The 15,923-nt window shown below is 66.8% G+C and carries 14 protein-coding genes; 11 read left to right on the top strand and 3 right to left on the bottom strand.

Annotated elements, in window-relative coordinates; translation table 11 throughout:
* Positions 1–68: 68 nt before the first annotated feature.
* The 10 genes from pdxS to ALI44B_RS02885 all read left to right on the top strand — a co-directional run bounded on the left by pdxS (position 69) and on the right by ALI44B_RS02885 (position 10,517).
* On the top strand, positions 69–971 hold the full coding sequence (gene pdxS, locus ALI44B_RS02930) for a pyridoxal 5'-phosphate synthase lyase subunit PdxS (RefSeq protein WP_077053247.1): 903 nt from the start codon (positions 69–71) through the stop codon (positions 969–971).
* On the top strand, positions 961–1,569 hold the full coding sequence (gene pdxT / locus ALI44B_RS02925) for a pyridoxal 5'-phosphate synthase glutaminase subunit PdxT (RefSeq protein ID WP_077053246.1): 609 nt from the start codon (positions 961–963) through the stop codon (positions 1,567–1,569). Before pdxS ends, pdxT begins: the two co-directional genes overlap by 11 nt.
* Before the next feature lie 92 nt (positions 1,570–1,661).
* Complete coding sequence (locus ALI44B_RS02920) at positions 1,662–2,426, top strand: YebC/PmpR family DNA-binding transcriptional regulator (RefSeq protein ID WP_077053245.1); 765 nt, start codon at positions 1,662–1,664, stop codon at positions 2,424–2,426.
* Between the two features lie 12 nt (positions 2,427–2,438).
* Positions 2,439–3,083, top strand: coding sequence for a crossover junction endodeoxyribonuclease RuvC (gene ruvC / locus ALI44B_RS02915; RefSeq protein WP_179100219.1), 645 nt, complete (start codon positions 2,439–2,441; stop codon positions 3,081–3,083).
* On the top strand, positions 3,080–3,715 hold the full coding sequence (gene ruvA, locus ALI44B_RS02910) for a Holliday junction branch migration protein RuvA (protein WP_077053243.1): 636 nt from the start codon (positions 3,080–3,082) through the stop codon (positions 3,713–3,715). The genes ruvC and ruvA overlap by 4 nt, the downstream gene beginning before the upstream one ends.
* Complete coding sequence (gene ruvB, locus ALI44B_RS02905) at positions 3,715–4,737, top strand: Holliday junction branch migration DNA helicase RuvB (RefSeq protein WP_077053242.1); 1,023 nt, start codon at positions 3,715–3,717, stop codon at positions 4,735–4,737. Before ruvA ends, ruvB begins: the two co-directional genes overlap by 1 nt.
* Before the next feature lie 68 nt (positions 4,738–4,805).
* The gene (gene yajC / locus ALI44B_RS02900) at positions 4,806–5,228 is read left to right on the top strand and encodes a preprotein translocase subunit YajC (protein WP_077053241.1); all 423 of its coding nucleotides are present in this window, start codon (positions 4,806–4,808) and stop codon (positions 5,226–5,228) included.
* Between the two features lie 63 nt (positions 5,229–5,291).
* A complete protein-coding gene (secD, locus tag ALI44B_RS02895) occupies positions 5,292–7,049 on the top strand; it encodes a protein translocase subunit SecD (RefSeq protein WP_077053240.1) in 1,758 nt (585 codons plus the stop codon).
* Complete coding sequence (gene secF, locus ALI44B_RS02890) at positions 7,049–8,086, top strand: protein translocase subunit SecF (RefSeq protein WP_077053239.1); 1,038 nt, start codon at positions 7,049–7,051, stop codon at positions 8,084–8,086. The genes secD and secF overlap by 1 nt, the downstream gene beginning before the upstream one ends.
* A gap of 175 nt (positions 8,087–8,261) precedes the next feature.
* Entirely contained in the window at positions 8,262–10,517 is a 2,256-nt protein-coding gene (locus ALI44B_RS02885; protein WP_077053238.1) for a RelA/SpoT family protein, read from the top strand.
* Between the two features lie 25 nt (positions 10,518–10,542).
* Here the strand turns inward: ALI44B_RS02885 and ALI44B_RS02880 are convergent, their stop codons facing one another.
* The 3 genes from ALI44B_RS02880 to ALI44B_RS02870 all read right to left on the bottom strand — a co-directional run bounded on the left by ALI44B_RS02880 (position 10,543) and on the right by ALI44B_RS02870 (position 13,927).
* On the bottom strand, positions 10,543–11,499 hold the full coding sequence (locus tag ALI44B_RS02880; protein ID WP_143458946.1) for a hypothetical protein: 957 nt from the start codon (positions 11,497–11,499) through the stop codon (positions 10,543–10,545).
* 279 nt (positions 11,500–11,778) lie between these two features.
* Positions 11,779–13,038, bottom strand: coding sequence for a DUF349 domain-containing protein (locus ALI44B_RS02875; protein WP_083709454.1), 1,260 nt, complete (start codon positions 13,036–13,038; stop codon positions 11,779–11,781).
* An 82-nt stretch (positions 13,039–13,120) separates the two neighbouring features.
* Positions 13,121–13,927 (bottom strand): peptidylprolyl isomerase, encoded by an 807-nt coding sequence (locus tag ALI44B_RS02870; RefSeq protein ID WP_077053236.1) that lies wholly within the window; start codon positions 13,925–13,927, stop codon positions 13,121–13,123.
* A 251-nt stretch (positions 13,928–14,178) separates the two neighbouring features.
* On the opposite strand from ALI44B_RS02870, the gene ALI44B_RS02865 reads away from it, so the two are divergent.
* Positions 14,179–15,714, top strand: coding sequence for a replication-associated recombination protein A (locus ALI44B_RS02865; RefSeq protein ID WP_083709453.1), 1,536 nt, complete (start codon positions 14,179–14,181; stop codon positions 15,712–15,714).
* Positions 15,715–15,923: the final 209 nt, after the last annotated feature.

Genomic DNA, 15,923 nt, shown 5'->3' with positions numbered 1-15,923 from the left:
AGCGCGGAGCGTAATACTGTGGCCCCCGGCCGCGTTCTCTTCATCAATCCCGAGTAGAATCTGAGACTATGACTGACAGCACCACGAACGGCGAATTCGGCTCCAACCGCGTGAAGCGCGGCCTGGCAGAGATGCTCAAGGGCGGTGTGATCATGGACGTCGTCACGGCGGAGCAGGCGCGCATCGCCGAAGATGCCGGCGCCGTGGCCGTCATGGCCCTCGAACGCGTCCCCGCCGACATCCGCGCCCAGGGCGGCGTCGCCCGCATGAGCGACCCCGACCTCATCGAGGCCATCCAGGCCACCGTGTCCATCCCGGTCATGGCCAAGGCCCGCATCGGTCACTTCGTCGAGGCCCAGGTGCTCGAGGCCCTCAACGTCGACTACATCGACGAGTCCGAGGTGCTGAGCCCGGCCGACTACGTGAACCACATCGACAAGTGGGGCTTCGGCATCCCGTTCGTCTGCGGTGCCACCAACCTGGGCGAGGCCTTGCGCCGCATCAACGAGGGCGCGGCCATGATCCGCTCCAAGGGTGAGGCCGGCACGGGCGACGTCTCCGAGGCCACCAAGCACATCCGCACCATCAAGGCCGAGATCCGCGCCCTGTCCGCGCTGACCAAGGACGAGATCTACGTCGCCGCGAAAGAGCTGCAGGCGCCTTACGAGCTCGTCGCCGAGATCGCGCAGACCGGCAAGCTCCCCGTGGTTCTCTTCACCGCGGGTGGCGTGGCCACCCCGGCCGACGCGGCACTCATGATGCAGCTGGGCGCCGACGGCGTCTTCGTCGGCTCGGGCATCTTCAAGTCGGGCGACCCGGCCAAGCGTGCCGCCGCGATCGTCAAGGCAACCACGTTCTACGACGACGCCAAGGTCATCGCCGAGGCGTCGCGCGGTCTGGGAGAAGCCATGGTCGGCATCAACGTCGCCGACCTCGCCGCCCCGCACCGTCTCGCCGAGCGTGGCTGGTAGCGCGACGCCCCGCATCGGGGTCCTGGCACTCCAGGGCGACTTTCGCGAACACCTCGCGGTTCTGAACGGGCTCGGCGCAACCGCCGTGCCCGTTCGGCGTGCCGGCGAGCTGTCCGAGATCGACGGACTCGTCATTCCCGGCGGCGAGTCGAGCGTCATGGACAAGCTGGCGCGCACGTTCGAGGTGGCCGAACCCCTGCGTGAGGCCATCCGGGGCGGCTTGCCCACCTACGGCACCTGCGCAGGCCTGATCATGCTCGCCGACCGCATCGTCGACGGCATCTCCGGGCAGCAGACCCTCGGCGGCCTCGACATCACGGTGCGGCGCAATGCCTTCGGCACGCAAACCGACTCGTTCGAAACCGACCTCGACGTTCCGGCGCTGGGCGATCCGCCCGTGCACGCCGTCTTCATCCGTGCACCCGTCGTGGATGCCGTGGGCGGCGACGTCGACGTGCTCGCACAGGTCCCCGACGGGCGCATCGTGGCGGTCGAACAGGGCTCCGTCATGGGCACATCGTTCCACCCGGAGGTCACGGGCGACACGCGGTTCCACCGCTACTTCCTCGACAAGATCGCCGGTCGAGTGCGGGCCTGAGCGCCAGCCGCGGCGCACTTCGGCGGTGCGCGGGCCCCAGACATCCCGTCGGGCCATAGAATAGACGGGATTTCACGGCAGTAAGGGAGCATATGTCCGGCCACTCCAAATGGGCGACGACCAAGCACAAGAAAGCGGTCATCGACCAGCGACGTGCGAAATCGTTCGCCAAGCTCATCAAGAACATCGAGGTCGCCGCCAAGATCGGTGGCGCCGACATGTCGGGAAACCCGACGCTTGTCGACGCTGTGCAGAAGGCGAAGAAGACCTCGGTCCCCAACGACAACATCGACCGCGCCATCAAGCGCGGCGCCGGTCTCACGGGCGAAGTGATCGACTACACGACGATCATGTACGAGGGCTACGGCCCCAACGGTGTCGCTCTCCTGATCGAGTGCCTCACCGACAACAAGAACCGTGCCGCGGCCGACGTGCGCACCGCCATGACCCGCAACGGCGGCACCATGGCCGACCCGGGCAGCGTGGCCTACAACTTCAGCCGCAAGGGTGTCATCGTCGTCCCCGCCGAGAACACGACGGAGGACGACATCCTCGCCGCCGTGCTCGAAGCCGGCGCCGAAGAGGTCACCAACGAGGGCGACACGTTCGAAGTCTTCACCGAGGCATCCGATCTCGTGTCGACGCGCCAGGCGCTGCAGGAGTCGGGCATCGACTACGACTCCGCCGACGTCGCGTTCGTCCCCAACCTCAAGGTCGAGGTCGACGCCGACACCGCCCGCCGCGTTTTCAAGCTCATCGATGGGCTCGAAGACAGCGACGATGTGCAGAACATCTACACCAACCTCGACCTCAGCCCCGAGGTCGAAGCCGAGTTGCACGCCGACGACGACGAGTAGTCGAGCGTGACGATGCGCGTGCTCGGCATCGACCCCGGCCTCACCCGGTGTGGTGTGGGCGTGGTCGACGTCGAGCGAACGCGCACGGCTTCGCTCGTGCACTACAGCGTCATCCGGTCGTCGCCCGACGCGCCGATCGAGGAGCGCCTGCTGACGATCGCGCAGGGCATCGACCAGGCGATCGACGAGTTCGGCCCCGCGGCCGTCGCCGTCGAGCGTGTCTTCGCCCAGCACAACCTGCGTTCCGTCATGGGCACGGCCCAGGTGTCGGGATTGGCGCTGCACGCGGCCGCGCGCCGCAGCATCCCCGTCGGCATGCACACGCCGAGCGAGGTCAAGGCCTCGATCACGGGCTACGGCTCGGCCGAGAAGAAGCAGGTGCAGACCATGGTCGCGCGCATCCTCGGTCTCGCCGAGCTGCCGCAACCCGCCGACGCGGCCGACGCGCTAGCCCTGGCGATCTGCCACGCCTGGCGCGGCAACGTGTCGCTGCAGAAGCAGGCCGCCGCGGCGGGCGGGGGAGTCTCGACCCGGATGGCCAAGGCCCAGGCATCGGCCGGCACCCGCTCGTCCGGCCTCACCCCGGCTCAACGCGCGTGGCGCGCCGCCGAACGCTCCGGGGGAACGTCGGGGGCTTCGCCTAGGCTGACAGAGTGATTTCTTCGGTACGTGGAACAGTTCTGAGCGCCCTGGGTTCGACGGCCGTCATCGAGGTCGGCGGGGTGGGGCTGTCGATCCAGGTCACGCCCGAGCATGCGCTCTCGATGCGCACCGGTTCCGAGGCTTTCGTTCACACCACGCTCATCGTGCGTGAGGACTCGCTCTCCCTCTTCGGCTTCGAGACCGCCGAGCAGCTCGCGGTGTTCGAGCTTCTGACGAGCGTTACGGGCGTCGGCCCCAAGTCCGCGCTCGGCGTGCTGGCCGTGCTCACGCCCGATCAGGTCGCCCGCGCCGTCTCGAGCGAGGACGACGCCGTGTTCCGCAAGGTGTCGGGCATCGGGCCCAAGACGGCCAAGCTCATCGTCGTCGCGCTCACGGGCAAACTGCGCATCACGGCATCCACGTCGTCGGCTTCATCGGCTCGCGCCGTCGCGGCCCAACCCGTCGACGAGAGCGTGCTCGTGGCCCTCATCGGCTTGGGGTGGTCCGAGAAGATCGCTCAACGCGCCGTGGAAGACGCCGTCGCGAACAACCCCGAAGCGGATGTCTCCTCCGTGCCCGCCCTGCTGCGCCTGGCTCTTGCCCAACTCGGGCCCGCCGCGAGTAGCGCCGCCGGGAGGACCCGCTGATGGCAGACGACCTGACCCGCCCCGACCTCGAATCGGATGCCGAGCTCGCCTTCGAGGGTGCGCTCCGGCCCGAATCGCTGGCCGAATTCGTCGGGCAGACGAAGGTGCGCGGGCAACTGCAGTTGCTGTTGACCGCCGCGGCGATGCAGGGACGCACGCCCGACCACATCCTGCTCGCGGGCCCTCCGGGACTCGGCAAGACGACGCTCGCCATGATCGTGGCGCACGAATCGGGGCGCCCGTTGCGCATGTCGAGCGGTCCCGCCATCCAGCACTCGGGTGATCTGGCGGCCGTGCTGTCGTCGCTCGTGCCCGGCGAGGTGCTCTTCATCGACGAGATCCACCGCATGGCGCGCTCGGCCGAAGAGATGCTCTACCTGGCGATGGAAGACTTTCGCATCGACATCATGGTCGGTAAAGGTGCGGGTGCCACATCCGTTCCCCTCGAGCTGGCGCCGTTCACGCTCGTCGGTGCGACGACCCGTGCAGGTTTGTTGCCCAACCCGCTGCGTGACCGCTTCGGCTTCACGGCGCACCTGGAGTTCTATGAAGAGGACGAGTTGCGCGAGGTACTGGCGCGCGCCGCCCGCCTGCTGCACTTCGACCTCGACCGTGAGGGCCTAGCCGAGATCGCGGGCCGCTGCCGCGGAACACCCCGTATCGCCAACCGCCTGCTGCGCCGCGTGCGCGACTTCGCCCTCGTGCACGGTCGGGATGCGGACGCCGATGCGGTGCGCGCGGCCCTGGAGCTCTACGACGTCGACCCGCTGGGCCTCGACCGCCTCGACCGCGCCGTCATGCAGATCCTGCTCGAACGTTTCGACGGGGGTCCGGTCGGCCTCAACACTCTCGCCGTCTCGGTGGGAGAAGAGTCAGAGACCATCGAGAGCGTCGTCGAGCCGTTCCTCGTGCGGATCGGCCTCATCACGCGCACACCGCGCGGACGCGTCGCGACCCCCCAAGCGTGGAAACACTTCGGAATCGAACCCTCCCAGGGAGCCTTCCTGCCCGGTGTCCTATAATTCAAGCTGGCCCCCTGGCCGGTTACCCCAAAACATGCGGCAAAAGCGCCGCGAAAGGTTCGTCTCTCATGGCATTTGATCCGCTGACTATCGGAATGCTCGCCATTCTGGCCGTGCTCATCTTCTTCATGTTCCGCAACGGGCAGAAGCGCAAGCGCGACATGGAAAGCCTGCAGTCCCAAGTTGTTCCCGGTGCCGAGGTGATGACCAACTTCGGTCTCTACGGCACCATCCTCGCCATCGACGAGGGCGACAACAAGGTGCAGCTCGAGACGAGCCCCGGCAATGTCGTCACCGTGCACCGTCAGACCATCGCGCGCGTCATCACCGACGAGGTCGTCGTGCCCGCCGATGACAGCACCGAGACCGTTGCGGCTCCCGAGTTGAACGCCGACCACGCGACCTACGCCGAGAACCCCGAGTTCGGTGAGCGCGTCGACGGAACCGAGCGCACCACCAACGATTCGCGCAACAAGAAGATCGACGAATAACATACTGGAATTGCCCCGTCCGGCCCCGCAAGGGCCGGACGCCTAAGAAAGCTGAGTAAATCGTTGGCTAAGTCCAGATCGACGCCCGTGCGCAAAGCATGGCGTTCCCTCTCGTGGTTGGGTGTCATCGTCCTGGTTCTGTTTGGCGTCCTCGCCAGCGGTGTCATCTGGTCGAACGCCTCGTGGATGCCCAAACTCGCGCTCGACCTGCAAGGTGGAACGCAGATCATCCTGGCGCCGCAGCTGCAGGGCGGTGAGCAGATCACCAACGAGCAGTTGACGCAGGCGGTCTCGATCATCCGCCAGCGCGTCGACGCCTCGGGTGTCTCCGAAGCCGAGGTCACGACCGAGGGCGGGCAGAACATCGTCGTGTCCATCCCGGGCGAAGCCGACGAAGAGACGCGCAACCGCATCGAGTCGAGCGCCAAGCTCGAATTCCGTCCGGTGCTCGTCGCGGGTGCGCCGGCCAACACCTTCGTGGGGGATGACGGCCAGTCCACGCCGTTCCCGTCTCCCGATCCCGGCCTGGTGTCGACGCCGACGGCCGCTCCGACGAACGGCAGCGACCTCGCTTATGTGACGCCGGCGCTGCAGGCGCAGTTCCAGGCGTACGACTGCGCCAACCCGCCGAGCGACGAAGACCAGGCTCCGGCCGATCAGCCACTCATCACGTGCGATGACGCCGGCTCTGCCAAGTACATCCTCGGCCCGGTCGAGCTCGACGGTTCGGCCATCACCGACGCGACGAACGGTCTGCAGACCACGCAGTCCGGCGGATCGACGGGCCAGTGGGCCGTCAACATCACGCTCGACGGCAAGGGCAGCGACGTCTTCGCCCAGATCAGCCAGCGCCTCTACGGCGCACAGGCGCCGCTCAACCAGTTCGCGTTCGTGCTCGACGGCAAGGTGCTCTCCGCCCCGTCGATGAACGGTCTGATCACCGACGGCAAGCCCAGCATCACGGGCAGCTTCACGCAGGAGACGTCCAAGACGCTGGCCGACCAGCTGAAGTACGGCGCACTGCCCATCAGCTTCACGGTGCAGTCATCCGACACCATCTCGGCCACCCTGGGTTCGTCGCAGCTGACGATCGGCCTCATCGCCGGTCTCATCGGTCTGATCCTCGTCGTCATCTACACGCTCTTCCAATACCGATTGCTCGGCTTCGTCACGATCGCGTCGCTGATCGTCGCCGGCATCCTGACCTATCTCTCGATCGCCCTGCTGTCGTGGAGCGAGGGCTACCGCCTGTCGCTCGCCGGTGTGGCGGGTCTGATCGTGGCCATCGGCTTCACGGCCGACTCGTTCATCGTCTACTTCGAGCGCATCCGCGACGAGTTGCGCGATGGCCGCGGGCTCGAATCCGCGGTCGAGGCGGGTTGGCGTCGTGCCAAGCGCACGATCTACGCGTCCAAGGGTGTCAACGTGCTCGCCGCCGTCGTGCTCTACGTCCTGGCGGTCGGCAACGTGCGCGGCTTCGCGTTCACGCTCGGACTGACGACCATCATCGACATCCTGGTCGTCATCCTCTTCACGCACCCCATGCTGCAGCTGCTCGCGCAGACGCGGTTCTTCTCGAGCGGACACAAGCTGTCGGGCCTCGACCCGAACGCCCTCGGTGCTGTTTACCGCGGCCGCGCGCAGTTCCGCACACCGACCGACGTGCCCGGTTCCAAGGTCGCCAAGTCGAGCCGCGAGGCCGAGCGTCGCCAGACCATCGCCGAACGCAAGCGGGCCGAGCAGGAGCGTGAGTCGGTTTCGGCCGGCGCGCCCACCCGCCCCGCCGACAGCGCCACCACGAGCAAGAAGAAGGACGCCTGATGGCCAGCTTGACCACGTTCGGCAACGACCTCTACACGGGTAAGAAGTCGATCAACTTCGTCGGCAAGCGCAAGGTGTCGTTCACCGTCGCCATCGCGCTCGTAGTGCTGTCGATCCTCGTGCCCATCGTCAAGGGCGGCTTCAACTTCGGCATCGAGTTCAGCGGCGGTTCGCAGTTCCAGATCGCCAACGTGTCGACCACCGACCAGACCGTGGCGCAAGACGCCGTCGCGTCGGTCGTGCCCGACGCCGTGGTCCGCGTGACGACCGTCGGTGACAGCGCGGTCCGCGTGCAGACCGACCAGATGACCGCCGGTGAGACCAAAGAGGTGCAAGACTCCCTGGCTACGGCCTACAAGGTCGACGCCTCCGAGGTCAGCACCTCGTTCATCGGCGCCTCATGGGGTGCGGATGTCACGCGCCAGGCTCTGCTCGGACTCTTCGCGTTCCTCGCGCTCGCGTTCGTCATCATGGCCCTCTACTTCCGCACCTGGAAGATGTCCGCGGCCGCCATGCTCGCGCTGCTCGACGTGCTCATCATCACGCTCGGCGTCTACGCGGCCAGTGGCTTCGAGATCACGCCCGCGGCGGTGATCGGATTCCTCACCATCCTGGGCTACTCGCTCTACGACACGGTGGTGGTGTTCGACAAGATCCGAGAGAACACGACGGATGACGGGGAGAACGCGTCTCGCACCTTCGCCGAATCCGTCAACCTCGCCGTCAACCAGACGCTCGTTCGTTCGATCAACACGTCGGTGGTCGCGGCTCTTCCCGTCGCCGCCATCCTCGTGATCGGTGACTTCGTTCTCGGCGCCGAGACGCTGCGCGACATCTCGCTGTCGCTGCTGATCGGCATCCTGGTCGCCACCTACTCAACGATCTTCGTGGCCGCCCCGCTCTACGCGCTGTTCCGTCAGAACGAGCCGGCCATCAAGAAGCGCGATGCGCGTGTGTTGGCTGCTCGCGAGAAGGCGAACCGTTCGAGCGTGTCAGGTGCTTCGGGCGAGGCCGTTCCGGCGACAGAAACCGTCTAACGCGCCGGCCATCCGTTCGCCTCTCCTCCGGGAGGTGCGTGGGGGCCGCAGAGGCCGCATCCTTCGGGGTGCGGCCTCTTTTCGCGCACAGGGGAATGCTGGGCCTCCCGCTGGTCTTCGGGTCTTCGAACTCGCGAGATAATGGAGCGTTGCCCATTCCGTAGGAGGAGCGAATATGTCCGAGGCCGTTCAGTCCTCCACCGCATCGCTGCGCCGCCTCGTGCCGCGCATCTTCTCCAAGGCACAACCAGCCGGTGCCGTCGACCGCCTCGTGCGCACGACTCGCCTGCATCACCCGAAGGCCGACCTCTCGATCCTCGAGCGCGCCTACGCCGTGGCGGACCGCGCGCACAGCGGGCAGAAGCGCCAGAGCGGCGAGCCCTACATCACGCATCCGCTGGCGGTCGCCCAGATCCTCGCCGACCTCGGAATCGGCCCCAAGACCCTCGCCGCCGCGCTGCTGCACGACACCGTCGAAGACACCGACTACGGCCTCGACGAGCTGCAGGCCGAGTTCGGTGACGAGGTCGCCATGCTGGTCGACGGCGTGACGAAGCTCGACAAGGTCAAATACGGCGAGAGCGCTCAGGCCGAAACCGTCCGCAAAATGATCGTGGCGATGTCGAAAGACATCCGCGTCCTGATCATCAAGCTCGCCGACCGCCTGCACAACGCTCGCACGTGGGGCTTCGTCCCTCCGGAGAAGGCCAGCAAGAAGGCGACCGAGACGCTCGAGATCTATGCGCCGCTCGCGCACCGACTCGGCATCCAGACCATCAAGTGGGAACTCGAAGACCTCTCGTTCGCAGTGCTCTATCCCAAGATCTACGCCGAGATCGAGAGCCTCGTGCGGCAGCGCACACCGCAGCGCGAAGAGTTCGTCCAGCACGTCATCGACGCGGTCAACGACGACCTCAAATCGCAGAAGATCCGGGGCAAGGTCGTCGGTCGGCCCAAGCAGTACTACTCGATCTACCAGAAGATGGTGGTGCGCGGACGCGAGTTCGACGACATCTACGACCTGGTCGGCATCCGCGTGCTCGTCAACTCGGTGCGCGACTGCTACGCCGTGCTGGGTGCTATTCACGCGCGCTGGACGCCGATCCCGGGCCGGTTCAAGGACTACATCGCGACCCCCAAGTTCAATCTGTACCAGTCGCTGCACACCACGGTCATCGGGCCGGGCGGCAAGTCCGTCGAGATCCAGATCCGCACGCACGAGATGCACCAGCACGCCGAATACGGTGTCGCGGCGCACTGGAAGTACAAAGAGCGGGTCAACGGCAAGACGCCCTCCATATCGTCGAAGTCCAACGACACCGACATGGCGTGGCTCGCCCACATCTCGGACTGGCAGGCCGAGACGGCCGACCCGGGAGAGTTCCTCGACTCGCTGCGGTTCGAGATCGGCGCCAAAGAGGTCTACGTCTTCACCCCCAAGGGTCGGGTCATCGGCCTGCCTGCGGGCGCGACGCCCGTCGACTTCGCCTATGCGGTGCACACCGAGGTAGGCCACCGCACGATGGGCTCGAAGGTCAACGGCCGCCTGGTGCCGCTCGAGACCGAGCTGAACAGCGGCGACGTCGTCGAGGTCTTCACGTCGAAGAACCCCGACTCGGGCCCCAGCCAGGACTGGCTGAACTTCGTGCGCAGCACCCGTGCCCGCAACAAGATCCGCCAATGGTTCACCAAAGAGCGACGCGACGAGGCCATCGAGCAGGGCAAGGATGCGATCGCCCGCGCCATGCGCAAGCAGAACCTCCCGCTGCAAAAGCTCATGAACCAGGATTCGTTCGCCGAGGTGGCGGCGCAGATGCGTTACGAAGACGTGTCGGCGCTGTATGCAGCCGTAGGCGAGGGGCACATCTCGACGCAGTCGGTACTCGAGAAGGTCGCCGCTCTGCTGCAGGGCGACGCCGAGAGCGAGAACACCGAGATCGACTTCCCGGTGCGCGGTCGCACGCGGCCGGTGCCGCACAGCGATTCCGGCGTGCTGGTGCGCGGCGCCCCCGACATCCTGGTGAAGTTGGCGAAGTGTTGCACGCCCGTGCCGGGTGACGACATCGTCGGCTTCGTGACGCGAGGGTCGGGTGTGTCGGTGCACCAGGCGGATTGCCACAACGTGGCGTCGCTGCTCAACGAACCCGAGCGCATGATCGAGGTCGAATGGGCGCCGTCCTCGAAGAGCGTGTTCCTCGTGCAGATCCAGGTCGAGGCGCTCGATCGGGCGGGCCTGCTGAGCGATGTCACGCGCGTGCTCAGCGAGTACCACGTGAACATCCTCTCGGCCACGGTGTCGACCAATAGCGACCGTCTGGCGCTCAGCCGCTTCGTCTTCGAAATGGGCGACACGACCCACCTCGACCGGGTGCTGAACGCCGTGCGACGCATCGAGGCCGTTTACGACGTCTACCGAGTGAGCGCGGGCTAGGGGTTTTTCAGCGCCCGAGAACGCGTCAGAAGGTGCTCTCGCGAGCTTCCTCTGGCGCGTTCATGCGTGGATCGTGTAAGGGCGTCGAGCGTTTCTGTTCTGTGAGTCCCGTTCGGAGGGCGTCCGGCGCGGCCTCGGTCGCGTCCCGGTAAGAGACGTTCTCTGCACCGGGTCGTGGCGACACGAAGTCATCTCTGACATCGGGCTCGGTGCATTCGTTTGCGCATTCGTCTGCGCGCTCGACCACTCGAGCCGCCTCGCGTTGGGCGGCGAAGAGGTTGTCGCTCCTCAGGTTGCTCAGAATGCGCCCGATGAGCGTGATCGCCTCGTGCGCTCTCGTTCCTCGTCGCGGTCGAGCTCCCGCTAGGTAGGTGTCGACGGTGTCGAGCCCGGCGAGAACGAGGATTGCCGTGAGCGCAGCCGTGCGAATGGCGACTGCGTCTCGCTCCCGCGGATGAGATCGTCCGTGATTCCGTGCCGCGTCGTCCGGGTCGCCCGCGCCGACCAGCGTTTTGGCGATGGCCACGCCCGTTGCCAGCTCGGTGAGGACCGGCCAACCACCTCTGAGGCACACATCGTCCTCGCGAACGTGCGCTTGCGCGACCAGCCAGTCCTCGGCGAGCGGTGGGACGGGAACGCGCGCGGGGGCTCGCGCGAGCACCTCGTGCACGCGCGGAGGGGCCAGGATCGCGCCGTGCACCCATGCCGCGCTGAGGCCGCCGGCAACGAACGGTGGAGCCTCGGCTGGCGGCGCCGCCATCCGACTCCTCGCGTATCGTTGCGGCTGCGAACCACGACGGCGTGACAGGTCGAGGAGGAGTGCGCGGAAGAGAGCATCGGCCCGCAAGCCCGGGCGGTCGGGCTCGTCAACGGCGTGGAAGGTGCGATCGAGCGGCCACAACTCGCCGTCGAGCACGAGCGCCCGCAATTCTGGCCGGGGGAGGACATCCGGTCCGAGAGTCGCGGGCAGCGCGTAAGCCATGTCACCAGTGTGACGAAGCGAGCTCGCTGTCGGCGCCCCGCCGTGGCTTCTGTGGAGAACCCACCCGTCCATCGACGGTGGAGAGGGACACGCGACCACTTCGACGGTGGAAAGGGACACGCGACCACCCCGACGGTGGAGGGGGACGTGCGACCACTTCAACGGCGGAGGGGGACGTGCGACCACGGCTTAACGGACGAACTCGCGTCCGGTCAAATGCCGGGACGCGAGCTCGTCGTTGCAGAAGGGGCTAGCCCACGGGGCCTAACCCGCAGTGATCTAACCCAGTGCGTTCAACCACACCTTGCGCGCTTCAAGCGCTTCCGTGGCTTCGGCGACCTTTGCCGAGTCGCCCGAGGCCTTCGCCTCTTCGAGTTCGGCCTCGAGCTTCTCGATGGCCGCGTTCAGCTGGCCGGCGAGTCCCTCGGAACGGGCCTTGCGCTCGGGGTTGTTCTTCTCCCAGAACTCCTCGTCGAGGCCGCGCACGTGCTGTTCGACCTTGCGCAGGCGCTCTTCGACGGGCTTGACCTGGTCGCGGGGCACGCGACCGATCTCGTCCCAGCGGCGCTGGATGGCGGTGAGGGCCTGGCGGGCCTTGTCGCGGTCCGTGATCTCGAGGATGGGCTCAGCCTCGGTCAGCAAGACCAACTTCAGGTCGAGGTTCTCCTGGTATTCGACGTTGTCGCGTGCGTCGACCTCGGACTTCGCGCCGTAGATCGCGTCGCCGGCCGCCTTGAAGCGCGCCCAGAGAGCGTCGTCGTGGCGCTTGCCGGCACGACCCGCGAGCTTCCACTCGTCGAGCAGACCGCGATAGGCGTGCACGCCATCGGCACCCTGGGGTACGAGGGCCTCGGCGCGCTCGATCAGCTTCTGCTTCTTGGTCTTGGCATCGCGGTGGACGCTGTCGAGTTCGGCGAAGAACGCCCGGCGGTTCGCCTCGATGGTGGAGCGTGCGGTGCGGAACCGCTTCCACAGTTCGTTCGCGTCACCCTTCGGCAGCTTCGGGCCGTCTTGCTGGTGGGCCTGCCAGCGGGCGAAAAGCTCGGTGATCTGCTCGGTGGCCTGCTTCCACTGCGTCTTGGCAGGGTCGCCGGCGGCGAGCGATTCGGCCTCGACGACGATCGACTCACGGTAGGCGAGTGCCTCGGCAACCGCGGCCTTCGCCTCTTCGCTCTGCTGCTCGGTGAGCGCCTCGACGGTGGTATCGAGAGCAGCGACGCGCGCACGCAGGGCCGCGATGTCGCCCACGGCGTTGGGTTCGGTCAACGCAGCGCTCAGCCGAGAGGCTGCCTTCTGCACGTCAGCCGCGGGAGCGCCGCGTTTGACCCGCTGCTCGAGCAACGTGACCTGGCCGGCCAGGTCGGTGAATTTGCGCTCGAAGTAGGCCAGGGCCTCTTCGGGGGTTCCGTCGGGATATTGCCCCACGGTGCGCCACTCGTCGCCCTCGCGGACGAATACGGTGCCGGTCTCATCGACGCGGCCCCACGGTTGCTGTTCGGTAGTTGACACGTGCCTCACCTTGCTGCGGGTGTCGCGCATGGCGCGCGACCGGAAACTGGTCCCAGCCTATTACGTCGGCAGTCCGCACGAACGCCGATCTTGCGGGGATTGACTCGGGACGTTATTGAACGGTGATCGAGTCGATGGTTGTGGGCACTGCCGGGGTGCCGTCGCCCGAGCCATCCGCCGTGCCTTTGCTCGTGACGTCGGTGTTGAGCGTGTCGAGGCCAGAGGTCACCTGTCCGAGCACGGTGTAGCCGCCCGCTGCATCTGCCGGGAGGGTGGTGTCTTCGTAGACGATGAAGAACTGACTGCCGTTGCTGTAACCGTTGTCGCCGAGGCGGGCCATGGCGATCGTTCCCGCGGGGTAGACGTTGTCGGCGGGCGCGTTCTCGACGGGTCCGAAGGACCAGCCGGGTCCGCCGGAGCCCGTTCCCTCTGGATCCCCGCACTGGAGCACGGCGGCGCCGCCCGTCGTCAGGCGGTGGCACGTGAGGCCGTCGTAGAACGTGTTTTGTACCAGGGTGACGAAGGAGGCGACGGCCTGGGGTGCCGCGGCCCCGTCGAGGTCGATACCGAGCGGAATGCCGTTGATGGTCATCGTGCCGGTCCAGGTGCGGTTCTCCGAGACGTCGGCCGAGGGCACGTCGCCCGTGTTCTCGGTGGTGGAGGGAGTTTCTCCCGGAGTCGGCGTCGGCGTGGCGCTGGCCGTCGGCGTGGCGGCGGGCGTGCCCGGGCCGCCGGAGAAGTAGAAGATCTGCGCGCCCGTGACCGCGGCGATCACGACGACGAAAGCGATCGCGGCGATCCAGTTGTCGCGCCGCCGGCGGGCGATCTTGTGCCGGTGCACCGTCTGCCGGGCCTCGTAGCCGCGCAGGCGTTCGCGCGACTCACGGCTCACTCGATCGGTGCTCTTGTTGGGGGCCACGTGTACTCCTCGGCGGTGCTGCAGGGGCGGGGTCGCATCGGCTGCGGACGGCGACGGTCCGGTGTCGCCAGGAGAACTCTATTGTTCGAAGCTTTGGGCGGACAAACGACGAGCCGAGCGGATGCCGCGCGCCCCCGCATCCGCAGTGTCGGTGGTTGCGGCTAGCCTGAACGAGCGGCTCTTTCCGGCCGCACGACAAGCGTCACGACACGTGACCGGCATCAGAGAGGCACACGTTGGCGGGCAGTGGCATGTTCTCGGGTGCGGTACCCCTCGCGGTGCGCATGCGTCCGAAGAGCCTCGACGAGGTCGCGGGGCAGCGGCATCTGCTGAAGCCCGGCTCGCCTCTCGTCAGTCTGGCGACGGATGCCTCGGGCGCCAAGGGCTCTGCCTCGGTCATCCTGTGGGGCCCTCCCGGCACGGGTAAGACCACCATCGCGCAGTCCATCGCGCACAGCTCCGGGCGCCGTTTCGTCGAGCTGTCGGCCGTGACGGCTGGCGTGAAAGACGTGCGGCAGGTCATGGAAGAGGCCATGACGAGCCGCGATCTCTACGGCTTGTCTACCGTCTTGTTCCTCGACGAGATCCACCGCTTCACCAAGGCGCAGCAAGACGCCCTTCTGCCCGGCGTCGAGAACGGCTGGGTCATCCTCGTTGCGGCAACCACCGAAAACCCCTCGTTCTCGGTCATCTCGCCCCTTCTCTCGCGGTCCCTTCTTCTCACACTCGAGCAGTTGAGCGACGACGATCTGCGCACCGTCGTGCAGCGGGCCGTCGACGACCCTCGCGGCTTGGGTGGGCGCTTCGAGGTCACCGACGAAGCCATGGACACGATCATCCGCCTGGCCTCGGGCGATGCACGGCGGGCGCTCACGGCGCTCGAAGCGGCATCGGTGAGCGCTGATTCGCTGGCCAACGCTGTGCCCGACCTCGTCGAGGCCGCTGAGAACGCTCAGGAGGAGACCGCCTCGGGTGACGCAGACCGGAGCGAGAACAAGGGCGACGGTATTGACCGCGGTAACGACGGGGCCTCGGACGAGGAGACCGACTTAGACGAGGACGAGGACGAGGAAAATGGTGAATCAGGCTCGGATACAGACTCGGATGCGGCCAGCCATCGCTCACAGGACTCGGGCGGGCCGGCGCGGCCCCGTATCACTGCGGATATCGTGTCGTCGGCCGTCGATCGCGCGCTCCTGCGTTACGACCGCAACGGCGACGAGCACTACGACGTCATCAGCGCGTTCATCAAGTCGATCAGGGGTTCCGACGTCGACGCGGCGCTGCACTACCTGGCGCGCATGATCGAAGCGGGGGAGGACCCGCGCTTCATCGCCCGTCGCATCATCATCTCGGCCTCCGAAGACATCGGAATGGCCGATCCCAACGCACTCGGTGTCGCCGTTGCCGCCGCCGACGCGGTCCAATTCATCGGCATGCCCGAGGGCCGCATCCCGCTCGCGCAAGCCGTCGTCTATCTCGCCACGGCCGCCAAATCGAACGCCTCCTACCTCGCCATCGACAAGGCCATCGCGGATGTCCGAGCGGGAGCGTTCGGGCGCGTGCCCAAGCCCATGCGCGATGCCCATTACGCCGGTGCCAAACGCCTCGGCCACGGCAAGGGCTATCGCTACCCGCACGACACCGATCTGGGCGTCGCGGAACAGCAATACCTCCCCGACGAGCTGCGCGACGTCCGCTATTACACGCCCACCAACCACGGTAACGAGCGCGATGTGTCGTCCCGCCTCGCGAAGCTCATGCGCATCGTGCGCGGGGAGAAGTGACGCGGGCGAAACGCGGCGTCGGAGCATCCGAGTCGACGGGCGTTCGTCGTGCTACGATCTATGAGGCCAAAGATCCGGTTGAGCGTGCGGCTGCGCGACACCAGCGATCGATGGGAAACGTTCTGTAGCCGAACGGCCCGGTCAACCCCTCTGATTTTGCATCGCTCCTCAGCGATCCCTTGCATGCGCCCCGGTGTGTGCGAGTGAGA

Source organism: Leifsonia sp. ALI-44-B (genome assembly GCF_001984125.1).
In the GTDB taxonomy this organism is placed as follows: domain Bacteria; phylum Actinomycetota; class Actinomycetes; order Actinomycetales; family Microbacteriaceae; genus Okibacterium.
The sequence above is the reverse complement of the archived record's forward strand: the minus strand, read 5'-3'. Positions and strand labels throughout refer to the sequence as shown.